Origin of the sequence: Streptosporangium oxazolinicum (genome assembly GCF_039537505.1) — a bacterium.
Lineage (GTDB): Bacteria > Actinomycetota > Actinomycetes > Streptosporangiales > Streptosporangiaceae > Streptosporangium > Streptosporangium oxazolinicum.
Genome location: NZ_BAABAQ010000001.1, coordinates 365,826 through 377,651, shown reverse-complemented (window position 1 = coordinate 377,651; position 11,826 = coordinate 365,826). Strand labels below are relative to the sequence as shown.

At 69.2% G+C, this 11,826-nt stretch carries 9 protein-coding genes; 3 read left to right on the top strand and 6 right to left on the bottom strand.

All coding sequences use genetic code 11. From position 1 onward, the window contains the following. Positions 1–18 precede the first annotated feature (18 nt). Together ABD817_RS01795 and ABD817_RS01790 are read right to left on the bottom strand one after the other, a co-directional pair. The gene (locus ABD817_RS01795; protein WP_344914282.1) at positions 19–1,587 is read right to left on the bottom strand and encodes an amino acid permease; all 1,569 of its coding nucleotides are present in this window, start codon (positions 1,585–1,587) and stop codon (positions 19–21) included. Then, positions 1,584–2,537, bottom strand: coding sequence for a choline/ethanolamine kinase family protein (locus ABD817_RS01790; protein WP_344914280.1), 954 nt, complete (start codon positions 2,535–2,537; stop codon positions 1,584–1,586). The genes ABD817_RS01795 and ABD817_RS01790 overlap by 4 nt, the downstream gene beginning before the upstream one ends. A 75-nt stretch (positions 2,538–2,612) precedes the next feature. Here ABD817_RS01790 and ABD817_RS01785 point away from each other — a divergent pair, with 75 nt between their 5' ends. Continuing rightward, the gene (locus ABD817_RS01785; RefSeq protein WP_344914278.1) at positions 2,613–5,312 is read left to right on the top strand and encodes a GcvT family protein; all 2,700 of its coding nucleotides are present in this window, start codon (positions 2,613–2,615) and stop codon (positions 5,310–5,312) included. A 122-nt stretch (positions 5,313–5,434) separates the two neighbouring features. Here ABD817_RS01785 and ABD817_RS01780 read toward each other — a convergent pair whose 3' ends face one another. Together ABD817_RS01780 and ABD817_RS01775 are read right to left on the bottom strand one after the other, a co-directional pair. Continuing rightward, positions 5,435–6,220, bottom strand: a complete 786-nt coding sequence (locus ABD817_RS01780) for a hypothetical protein (protein WP_344914276.1) — start codon at positions 6,218–6,220, stop codon at positions 5,435–5,437. Further along, positions 6,207–6,725 (bottom strand): SigE family RNA polymerase sigma factor, encoded by a 519-nt coding sequence (locus ABD817_RS01775; protein ID WP_344914274.1) that lies wholly within the window; start codon positions 6,723–6,725, stop codon positions 6,207–6,209. Before ABD817_RS01775 ends, ABD817_RS01780 begins: the two co-directional genes overlap by 14 nt. 260 nt (positions 6,726–6,985) lie before the next feature. On the opposite strand from ABD817_RS01775, the gene ABD817_RS01770 reads away from it, so the two are divergent. Beyond that, on the top strand, positions 6,986–7,996 hold the full coding sequence (locus tag ABD817_RS01770; RefSeq protein WP_344914273.1) for a hypothetical protein: 1,011 nt from the start codon (positions 6,986–6,988) through the stop codon (positions 7,994–7,996). Positions 7,997–8,177: 181 nt separating this feature from the next. Further along, positions 8,178–10,412: a heavy metal translocating P-type ATPase gene (locus ABD817_RS01765; protein WP_344915575.1), complete on the top strand. Its 2,235-nt coding sequence runs from the start codon at positions 8,178–8,180 to the stop codon at positions 10,410–10,412. 270 nt (positions 10,413–10,682) lie between these two features. Here the strand turns inward: ABD817_RS01765 and ABD817_RS01760 are convergent, their stop codons facing one another. Continuing rightward, on the bottom strand, positions 10,683–10,877 hold the full coding sequence (locus tag ABD817_RS01760; RefSeq protein ID WP_344914271.1) for a DUF397 domain-containing protein: 195 nt from the start codon (positions 10,875–10,877) through the stop codon (positions 10,683–10,685). A 14-nt stretch (positions 10,878–10,891) separates the two neighbouring features. Then, positions 10,892–11,701, bottom strand: a complete 810-nt coding sequence (locus ABD817_RS01755; protein ID WP_344914269.1) for a helix-turn-helix domain-containing protein — start codon at positions 11,699–11,701, stop codon at positions 10,892–10,894. Between the last annotated feature and the right edge of the window lie 125 nt (positions 11,702–11,826).

Below are 11,826 nucleotides of genomic sequence, written 5' to 3'. Positions count from 1 at the left end.
GGCCCTCTCGGTGATCTTTCAGCCGATCGGCTCCTTGCCGGTCGTACTGGTCGTGCCGGTCGGGTCGAACGCCTCGGCCATGTCGACCGTACGGCGCGGGCCGGTGAACCAGTGCCTGGCCGACAGCACCCACCACAGGCCCACGGCCAGCACCATCACGCCGACCACGATCGGTGAGTAGTTGACCGCGGTCCAGGTGAAGTCGTCGCTGAACGGCACGGCGGCCGGGACCAGCGGCATGATGAAGTAGATCGAGACGACGACGATCTCGACGATGGCGATCCAGCACATGACCTTGTACTTCGACCCCAGCGTCCAGGGTCCCGGCTGGAACCGGTCGCCCATCCGCAGCCGGAGCCAGATCGGGATCGCGAAGGCGATGTAGAGGCCGATGACCGCCACCGACACGACCGCGTAGAAGGCCAGCGGCAGACCGCCGGGGGCCTCGTACAACGCGGGCAGGGTGAGGATCAGCGCGGCCGTGCAGCCGAAGACGATCGCGTTGACGGGGGTCCGGTTGGCGTCCACCCTCGACCACAGGCGCCAGCCGGGGATGGCGCCGTCGCGGGAGAAGGCGTAGGTCATCCGGGACATCGAGGTCACGCAGCTCATCCCGCAGAAGAACTGGCCGATGGTGGAGATCGCGAAGATCGCGGTGGCCAGGTTGCCGGGGAGCGCGCTGTCGAAGATGGCGCCGACGAAGCCGCCCGCCTCGTTGACCGCGTCCACGTCGGTGGCCGCGAACAGGAAGGCCAGCAGCAGGATCCAGCCGCCGATCGCCGAGTAGAAGATCGACTGCCACAGTCCCCTGGCGGCGGCGGTGGAGGCGCCCTGGGTCTCCTCCGACACGTGCGCGCACGCGTCGAACCCGGTGATCGTGTACTGGGTCAGCAGGAAGCCGAGCGGCAGCACGTAGAACCAGTACGAGGAGTCGGAGAAGCCGGAGTTGTTGATCGTCTCGGTGAAGACGAAGGACATCGACTGGTGCGAGTCGGGGCCGAAGACCAGGATCAGCACGACCACCGCCGCGCCGAACACGTGCCACCACACCGAGACGTTCTGCAGCGTGGAGATCAGCCGGTGACTGAAGATGTTGATCAGGGCGTGCAGGACGAGGATCACCGCGAACAGGATGAACGCGTTGGTCAGGCTGGGGTCCCAGCCGGAGAGGAACCGGCTGAGGGTGATGTTCAGGAAGGTCGCGCAGCCGTAGTCGACCGAGGCCGTCACGGCGATCAGGCCGATGAGGTTGAACCAGCCGGTGAACCAGCCGTGGATCGGCCTGCCCATCTTGGCGGCCCACCAGTAGATGCCACCGGCGGTCGGATAGGCCGAGACCAGTTCCGACATGCACAGCCCGATGATCAGGATGAAGATCGAGATCAGCGGCCACCCCCACGAGATGGCGACGGGCCCACCGTTGTTCCAGGCCTGGCCGAACGTGGTGAAGCAGCCGGCCAGGATGGAGATGATCGAGAAGGAGATGGCGAAGTTGGAGAAGCCGCTCCAGGTTCTGGAGAGCTCCTGCTTGTAACCGAGTTCGGCGAGGCGTTGCGCGTCCTCGTCGACCGGTATTGGCTTGGTCACTCAAGCCTCCTTGCGTGGTGGTGCGGGGGGTGCGGAAATCCGGTGCTCGCGCCCCGGACGTCATCGACGAGCCGTCCGAACCCCGGGTCGTCCAGGTCCCGTACGGCTTGTGAGAACTTGTCGGCCGCCTCGGCCTCGTAGTCGAAGTCGGCGTCGGCCGCCTGCTCCCTGAGTAGCCCGTGGTGCACGGCGAACCAGAGCGTCCAGGTCAGGTTGGACATGATCAGGTTGAGCCTCACCCTGGAGGTGAGCCGCCGGTCGTCGGTGCCGAAGTAGGCGCGGGCCAGCCGGGCGGTCAGGTCCGGGTCGTAGTCGGCCTCGGCGGCGATGTCGCCCAGCTCGAAGGCCGGGTCGTTGTTCCCCGAGAGCTGGTAGTCGACGATCCGCACCTCGGCGCCGCAGCGGATGAAGTTCTCCGGCAGCAGGTCGTTGTGGCACGGCACCGTGGGCAGCGGATCGGCGGCGAGTGCCCGTTCGATCTCCGCCGCCGCGGGAAGACGGTCCTCGTAGCCGTCGGGTGTGCCCAGTTCGTGGGTACGGCAGAGGGCGAGGAACTCGTCGAGCTTGCGGAAGACGGAGAAGTCGTTGACGAACCGGGGCCCGGCGTGCAGCCGGCGGCAGGCCGCCGCGACGGGGCCGGGAATCGTCCGTACGGCGTGGGCGTCCAGGGTGACGCCGTCGAGATACTCCAGCACCAGCGCGCCCGGCAGCCGGTGCAGCACCCTGGGGCCGACCCCCGCGTCCGCCGCGTGGACCGTGTTGGCGATCTCCTGGTCGAGCGGTATGCCCAGGCCGGCCTCCGAGACCCGGGGATCCAGCACGCGCAGCAGCCATCGCTGCCCGTCGGCCGTGACGAGCCGGGAGATCCGGTGGCTGAGGCCACCCTTGATCGGGGTCTCGGTCACGGGCTGGTCAGCCCATTTACGGACGTCCTCTAGAGGATCTGGCATGCCGCCCTCCTTTGGCCTACCTTCATACCATTGATCCGATTCTGTGGACTAGTTGTTACAGAGGGGTTGCGCGCCTTGAAACTTCCCGGCTCCGCGCGAGCCGTCGTGATCGGCGGAGGGGTGGCCGGTTGCAGTGTGGCCTACCACCTGGCAAGGCTCGGCTGGACCGAGGTGATCCTCGTCGAGCGACACGAACTCACCGAGGGGACCACCTGGCACTCGGCCGGGTTCGTGGGCCAGCTCCGCTCCACCGTCACCCAGACAAAGATGATCATGTATTCGGCCGGTCTCTATCCCGAACTGGCCGAGCTCACCGGGCTGGACCCGGGGTGGCGCGGGGTGGGCGGCCTCCGCCTGGCGACCACGCCCGAGCGGGTGGAGGAGTCGCTGCGGCTGGCCGGGGCCGGGGAGACCTACGGGCTGGGCCTGGAGGTGATCTCCGGTGCCGAGGCGAAGGAGATGCTCCCGCTGCTGCGCGCCGACGACGTGCGGGCCGCGCTCTGGCTGCCCGGGGACGGCTGGCTGGACCCGGCGCTGCTGGCCAGGGCACTGGCGGCCGGGGCGCGGAAGCTGGGCGTGCGGATCCACACCGGGACCCGCGTGACGGGCCTCGACGTGGAGAACGGCGCGATCACCGGGGTCCGGCTCGCGTCGGGGGCCGAGGGTTCCGCGGACGTCGAGGAGTGGACGGTCCTGGCGGAGACCGTGGTCGTCGCGGCGGGCGCGGCGAGCGGCCGGGTCGGGCGGCTGGCCGGGGTGGACATTCCGGTTGTGCCGATAAAACACCAATATGTAGTCACCGAATCATTCGGGGTTCCGTCGTCCATGCCCACGGTGCGGGATCCGGATAACATTGTCTATTTCCGGGAGGAGAACGCGGGGATTTTGGTAGGCGGGTATATCCGAAATCCGGAGATTTGGGAGACGGTCGCGCCACTGGAGGAGGCTCGGACGCTTTTCCCTCCGGATATGCCGAAATTTCAGGAATCGTGGGAGTCGGCGGTGCGACGGGTCCCCGACCTGGCTCGTACCAACATCACGAAGGTCGTCCACGGCCCCGAGGCGTTCACTCCCGACGGCGAGTTCCTCCTCGGCGAGACCCCGGTCCGCGGGTTGTGGGCGGCGGCCGGATTCTGCGTGCACGGCCTCGCGGCGGCCGGAGGGGTGGGCAAGGTGATGGCCGAGTGGATCGTGGATGGCTCACCCGAGTACGACGTGTTCGGCATGGATCTGCGGCGTTTCGGGACCCACGCCCGTTCCGCGTCGTGGACCCGCGCCAAGGCCCTGGACTCGTACTCGAAGTACTACGACATCGTCTACCCCGGTGAGGAGCGCACCGCCGCCCGGCCGCTCCGCCGCTCTCCCGCCTGGGTACGGCACGTGGAGCTGGGGGCGGTGTTCGGCGAGAAGTCCGGCTGGGAACGGGTCAACTGGTACGAACCCGGCGAGCGCCCGGCCCGCTCGGATCGCCTGGTCAGCCCGGTCAGCCCGGTCAGCCCGGCCAGCCCGGACCACCCGGCCACGGAGTCCGGTGACCTTCCCGCGGACGACCAGGGCGTCCCCCGGGACGTCCGAGACGTCCCTTCAGACGTCCTGGACGTCCTTCCGGATGGCCGGAGCCCCCGTCCGGACGGCTGGGCGGGCCGGATCTGGTCGTCCGCCGTACGCGAGGAGTGCCTGGCCACCCGCGACGCCGCGGGACTCTTCGACCAGACCTCGTTCTCCAAGCTGGAGGTGTCGGGGCCGGGGGCCCTGGAGGGGCTGCAGCGGGCGTGCGCCGGACAGCTCGACAGGCCCGTGGGCTCGATCGTCTACACCCAGCTCCTCAACGAGCGCGGCGGCATCGAGGCCGACATCACCGTCACCCGCCTGGCGGACGACCGCTTCCGCCTGGTCACCGGCACCGCCTTCGGTGTTCACGACGCCGCCTGGCTCCGGGGTCAGGGCCTCGACGTCCGCGACGTCACCTCGGCCCACGCCTGCTACTGCCTGTGGGGTCCGAGGGCGCTCGACATCCTCGGTTCCGTCTCCGGCGACGACCTGACCTTCGGCTACATGAGGGCCAGGGAGATCAGCGTCGGGAACGTCCCGGTGCTGGCCCAGCGGGTGACGTTCGTGGGCGAGTTCGGCTGGGAGCTGTACTGCCCGTCGGAGTACGGGCTGACGCTGTGGGACACGCTCATGGAGGCGGGGACACCGTACGGCATGCGCCCGGCCGGGTACCGCGCGATCGACTCGATGCGCCTGGAGAAGGGCTACCGCGTCTGGGGCATGGACATCACCCCGGAGACCACCCCCCACGAGGCGGGCCTGGGGTTCGCGGTCGCCCGCGACAAGGACTTCCTCGGCCGCGCGGCCCTGGAGGCCGCCGGCCGTTCAGCCGATGACCGCCCCGCCGTCAGTCGTCCGGCCGACGGCCGTTTCACCGACGACCGCCCGGCTGACGACCGCCCCGCCGCCGGTGGTCCGGGTGACGACCGTCCTACCGTTGACCGTCCCGCGCGGCGTCTGTTCTGCCTGGTCCTGGACGACCCTCGCCAGGTCTGCCTCGGCGGGGAGCCGGTCCGCGCGGGTGGGCTGCCCGCCTCGCGGGTGACCAGCGGCGGGTACGGCCACCGTGTCGACCGTTCGATCGCCTACGCCTACCTGCCCGAGGGCACCGCCCCCGGCGATCGCGTCGAGGTCGGTGTCACCGGCACCTGGGTGGGCGCCGCCGTCACCGCGGAACCCCTCTACGACCCGTCCTTGGAACGCGTCCGGCGCCTGCCGTCCTGACCGCCCCCAAACGCGCACTCCACCGGATCCCAAGGGGGCGTACCGATCCCGAGGAGGCGTACCGGATCGGCGGGGAGGTGTGCCGGGCGCGTCCCCGCCTCGCCGGTTCAGTCGCCGCTGGTTCAGTCGTCGGCGGTCAGGCCCGCCGCGACCCTGGTCAGCTCACGATCGATCGCCCTCTCGCCGCGGAGGTCCTTCGCGTAGGCGGGACTCATCAGCACCTCGACCACCCTTTCCTCGCCCACCCGTACGAAGGCGGTCGGGGTTCCCTTGCCGCCGTCCTCGCCGACCCACTGGGTGGAGATGTGGCCGATCCGGTCGGCGCCGAGGGACACCCGCTTCGCCTCACCCTTGTCCCGGTATTCCCGCCACCGCTCGTCGGCGGCCGCGACGGACAGGCCCTCGAAGACGAAGATCTGGATGCGGTAGCCGCCCTCGCCGTCATCCGGGTAGCTCCACGAGGTGGAGTACTGGTCGCCGTGGTTCACCGCCCACCTGTTCCGTACCAGGCCCTCGGGCATGTAGCCCACGTGGACCCGTCCCACCGTGTTGCCGCTGCCGATGTCGATGGGCGGCCGGGAGACGCGCGGGGTGGCGGTGGGCGTCGGCGCGGGGGGTGGGGTGTCGGTGAAAAGGGGCTGCGGTGCGCCCTGGTCGGCGGTGTCCGGCCCCGTCGTTCCCGAGGTCGCGACCGGGCCCGGTCGTGCCGGGGCCGTGCCGAGGACCAGGTAGGCGGGGACCGTGATCCCCACGACGGCCGCCGCGGTGGCCACGAGGGCGATCCCGAGCCGCCTGGTGTTCCTGCGCCGGGAGGCCTGGATCACCCGCTCGGCCAGGTCGGGGGCCGCGCGCAGCCTCGCGGTCTCCTCCGCCATGATCCGGTGTATCTCCCGCTCAAGCATGGGCATTTCTGATCACCTTCTCCGGGGACTCCCCGCCGATCACCGGCCGCAGTTTGGCGAGTGCCTTGAACGCCTGACTTTTGACCGTTCCCGTCGAGCAGCCGAGGATCTCCGCGGTCTGCGCCTCGCTGAGGTCCTCCCAGTAGCGCAGGACGACCACCGCGCGCTGCCGGGGCGGCAGGTCGCGCAGCGCGTCCATGAGCGCGTGGCGGAGCGGGATGTCGGCTTCTCTCGACGGCTGCTCCGGCGGGGCGCTCATCGGGACGATCCGCAGGATCGCCCGGCGACGGGCGCGGCTGATGGCCGTGTTGACGATGATGCGGCGGACATAGGGTTCGGGATCGTTGTCGTCGCGCACCCGGCTCCAGTTGCGGTACGCCCGCTCCAGTGACGTCTGCAGCAGGTCCTCGGCGTCCTCGGCGGCGTCACAGGCGAGATGGGCGATCCTCAGCAGGCTGGTGCCGCGTGCGGCGACGAAAGCCGAGAATCCGGCGTCGTCCCGGCCGCTCACCTCAGTTCATCCGATCTCATACACCCTCATACGCCTGGGCGAGGGGAAGGGTTGCCCGCCCCGGCATCCCGGGAATCCCCGGGATCCCCAGGCTTCCCGGGATCCTCGGAATTCCGGTAAGTCCCGTCATCCTCCCGCGCATCGGCCATCCTGTGACCTGGAGACCGGCGTCAGGTATACCCCCAGGGGGTTGCCGAAAAGGGTGGTGATGTGGCACTGTGGTGGAGCGAGAAGATACCCCCTAAGGGTATAAGGAGAGGATGATCACGATGAACGGCGCGATCAAGGTGGGTGCGTACGCGCTGGTGCTGGCCGTGGTGTTCGGCGGCGCTCTGGGGGCGGGCCGGGTGGCAGGGCCGGTCGGAGGCGCCGCGGCCGAGAGCCCTCAGGGGGGCGGCGCGGGCCAGGACGCCGGGCAGGACGCGGAGCATGGCGCGGGGCATGGCGCCCATCAGGGCGCCGGGCAGGAGGCGACGGCCGCGAAGGCGCCGGCCGTTCCCGCGGGGCTCCAGGTCTCCCAGGGCGGATACATGCTCATGCCGGAGACCGACGAGGTCAAGGTGGGCGAGCGGACCGACTTCCGCTTCACGGTGATCGGCCCCGGCGGCTCTCCCGTCACCGGGTTCACCACGCAGCACGACAAGAAGCTGCACCTCATCGTGGTGCGCCGCGACCTGACGGGCTTCCAGCACCTGCATCCCACCCAGCTGGGAGGCGGGGTGTGGTCGGTCCCGCTCACGCTTCCCGCCGCGGGGGAGTACCGCGCGTTCGCCGACTTCGCCCCCGAGGGGGCGGGCCCCCTGACACTCGGCATGGACCTGTCGGTGGCGGGCGACTACCGGCCCGAGCCACCCGCCGTCCCGGCCGAGACCGCGAAGGTGGGCGACTACACCGTCTCCCTGAAGGGAGACCTCATCCCGGGCCGTACGAGCATGCTCACCCTCTCGGTCGCCAAGGACGGCGAGCCGGTCACCGATCTCCAGCCCTACCTGGCCGCGTACGGGCATCTGGTCGCGTTGCGTGACGGCGACCTGGCCTACCTGCACGTGCACCCCGACGGCGCGCCCGGTGACGGGCGCACCGTGCCCGGTCCGGACATCACCTTCTACGCCGAGGTGCCGAGCGCGGGGACCTACGGCCTCTACCTGGACTTCAAGCACGCCGGGACCGTGCGTACCGCCGTGTTCACCGCCGCCACGAGCCCGGATCCCGAGGGGGGCGGGGCCACGGCGCCGTCCGGGGACGGCCACGGGCACAGCCACCAGCCGTGAAATACCCCGTAGGGGTTATGCGTTCTCATAACGAGGAGAGACACATGCCTGGGCACACCTGCCGCGGCGACGCCATCTCGTGCCGGACCGGGAGCCGGGTTCACTCCCAGGCGGCGGCACCGGGCCGCGCACGACGACGGACAAGATACGAGGCAAGGTACGAGGAGAGGCCGTGACGTCCATGACCACCGGCGAAGCGCCCGCCCACGGCGAGATCGAACTCGCCATCGGCGGCATGACCTGCGCCTCCTGCGCGGCCCGCATCGAACGCAAGCTCAACAAGCTGGACGGCGTGATCGCGACCGTCAACTACGCCACCGAGAAGGCGAAGGTCGCCTACCCCGCCGAGGTCACCCCCGACGACCTGGTCGCGGAGGTGGAGAAGGCCGGATACACCGCCGAACTGCCCGCGCCACCGGCGTCCGCAGGGACGGAGGGGACGGCCGGGGACGGGGAGGAGGGAGAGCCTGACGGGCTCGCCCCGCTCAGGCAGCGCCTGGCCATCTCCGCCGTGCTGTCGGTGCCGGTCGTCGCGATGGCGATGATCCCGGCGCTGCAGTTCGACAACTGGCAGTGGCTCTCCCTGGCCCTGGCCGGTCCCGTCGTGCTCTACGGTGGGTGGCCCTTCCACCGGGCGGCCTGGACCAACCTGCGGCACGGCGCCGCGACCATGGACACGCTGGTCTCGCTGGGGACGATCGCCGCCTTCGCCTGGTCGTTCTGGGCCCTGTTCTTCGGCACGGCGGGCATGCCGGGCATGCGGCACGGCTTCGAGTTCACCCTGTCCAGGAGCGACGGCTCGGGAAACATCTACTTCGAGGCCGCCGCAGGGGTGATCACCTTCATCCTCGCGGGCCGCTACTTCGAGGCCCGCTCCAAGCGCCGCGCCGGTGCCGCGCTCCGCGCGCTGCTGTCGATGGGCGCCAAGGAGGTCACGCTGGCCTCCGGGGAACTCGTCCCGGTCGACCGGCTCAAGACGGGTGACCTCTTCCTCGTACGGCCGGGGGAGAAGATCGCGACGGACGGCGTGGTCGAGGAGGGCTCCTCGGCCGTGGACGCGTCCATGCTGACCGGCGAGTCGGTTCCCGTCGAGGTGCGGCCGGGGGACGCGGTGGTCGGCGCCACCGTGAACGCCGGGGGACGGCTCGTGGTCAGGGCCACCCGGGTCGGCTCGGACACCCAGCTCGCCCAGATGGCCAGGCTGGTGGAGGACGCGCAGAACGGCAAGGCCGCCGTGCAGCGGCTGGCCGACCGGATCTCCGCGGTGTTCGTGCCGATCGTGATCGCGCTGTCCGTGGCCACCCTCGGCTTCTGGCTCGGTACCGGTTCCGGTGTCGCCGCGGCCTTCACCGCCGCCGTGGCGGTACTGATCATCGCCTGCCCCTGCGCCCTGGGGCTCGCCACGCCGACCGCGCTGCTGGTCGGCACCGGCCGGGGCGCCCAGCTGGGAATCCTGATCAAGGGCCCGGAGGCGCTGGAGTCGACCCACGGCATCGACACCGTGATCCTGGACAAGACCGGCACCGTGACGTCGGGCACGATGACCCTCAAGGACGTCTTCCCCGCCGCCGGTGAGGAGCGCGAGGAGGTGCTCCGGCTGGCCGGGGCGCTGGAGTCCGCCTCCGAGCACCCCGTGGCTCGCGCCGTGGCCCGCGCGGCGAACTCCACCGCCGAGGTCGAGGACTTCGCGAACGTCGAGGGTCTCGGCGTCCAGGGCGTCGTCGACGGGCACGCCGTCCTCGTCGGGCGGCCCCGGCTGCTCGCCGACTGGTCGCAGCACCTGCCGTCCGAGCTGGAGGAGGAGCTGGAACGGGCGCGGGCGCGCGGGGAGACGGCCGTCGCGGTCGGCTGGGACGGGAAGGCCCGCGCGGTGCTCACCGTCGCCGACGCGATCAAGCCCACCTCTGCCGACGCGGTCGCCGCGCTGCGCGCGCTCGGCCTGCGCCCGATCCTGCTGACCGGCGACAACGAGACGGTGGCCCGTACGGTCGCCGAGGCCGTCGGCATCGAGGACGTGGTCGCCGACGTGCTGCCCGCCGACAAGGTGGAGGTCGTCAAGCGGCTCCAGTCCGAGGGCCGTACCGTGGCCATGATCGGCGATGGGGTCAACGACGCCGCCGCGCTCGCCCAGGCCGATCTCGGCATGGCGATGGGCACCGGCACCGACGTCGCGATCGAGGCCTCCGACCTCACCCTGGTCCGGGGTGACCTGCGGGTCGCCGCCGACGCGATCAGGCTGTCCCGCCGTACGTTGAGCGTCATCAGGGGCAACCTGTTCTGGGCCTTCGCCTACAACGTCGCCGCCATCCCGCTGGCCGCGTTCGGGCTGCTCACCCCGATGATCGCCGGGGGCGCGATGGCGCTCTCCTCGGTGTTCGTGGTCAGCAACAGCCTGCGGTTGCGCCGTTTCAGGTGAGGTCCGGGATCACGGCCGTGCCCGGGGTGGCCGGGTGGACCAGCGGGGGCGCCGGGCCCTTCGGTATGGGCGTTGGCCAGAAGTCCCTCGCGGGCAAGTCTCGCGGCGAATACCAACAAGGAATTTGAATTTCTTTTCACGTCTCTAGCGTCAACGGCCTGACTGGAAATATCACCGATACCCGGACCGTCGCTTGGGTGCTGGTGGAGCCTGCGGCCTCAACAAGAAAACCCGCCACCCCCTAAAGGGTGGCGGGCTTCTTGGATCCTGCTAGATGTCCCCGTTGCGGATGGCGCCGGTAAAGTCGGCCCACACTTCGGGAGCGAACATCAGAGTACCTCCGGCACGGTCCTTGCTGTCCCTGACCGCAACCACACCTGGCAGGTTGGTTGCAACCTCGACGCACTGACCGTTTTGGCCGCTCAGGCTACTCGTGCGCCACTCGGCGCGATCAAGATCGTACATCCCGATTCCTTCCGTTACTTCAGGTCCGTGAGGGCTTGAGCTAGCCTGTCGCGAGTCGCCTCTGGGCTGACCGCGAGACCTTGAAGCCGATCAAATATTTCATTGTAACGCCTCACTTCCGATTCTCCGTCAAGGAAAAGATCGGCGGTGATGGCTTCGATGTAGACAATATCCGAGACGGTAGGATCGAACTGAAGGATTGCAAACGCCCCTTGCATCCCCGGATGCACGCCGACATCAAAAGGGATCACTTGTAAGCTGACGCTTGGCTTTTCACTCTCGTCTAGCAAGCGCTGAAGCTGCTCCTGCATGATCTCTGGAGGACCAACGCGGCGACACAGAACCGCTTCGTCGATCACTGCACTGACTAGCTGATGACTTGGTCTTGATCGTTGGCGAGCCATGCGAGCCGATACGCGATCTTCCACCTCCGACGCTGACAGCTCCAGCCGTCCGGCGGATATGACGGTTCGCGCGTACGCTTCCGTTTGAAGCAGGCCGGGAACAAAAGAGGATTCGTAATCGCAGATCCGAATTGCTTCGGATTCGAACCCGATATACGTGGCGTACTGTCCTGGCAAGTTCTCTTGGACCTGTAGCCAGCCCTCCTCCCCGGTCACCCTTGTGGCCTTCAGGGTGTTGATCAAGCCCTCTCGATGCTCCCCGGTGACGTCGTACGCGTCAAGCAGTGCGACGAACGTTCGCATCTGCGGGCGGGCTTGGGCCGTTTCGATGCGGTACAAGGTCGCCTTGTTGATCCCGGTCGCCTGCTCGACCTGGTCCCTTGATAGCCCCTTACGCTTCCTGAGCTGCTCTACCTCCATGGCGAGCCGACGAAGTCGGATCGTTGGGGCCGGTCTCCGCGGAGTCATGACAGCAAGCGTAGCGCGGCGGGCGCCGAAGGAAACATTCGCAATAGATTGCGTTCACATACTCTCGGATGCATTAT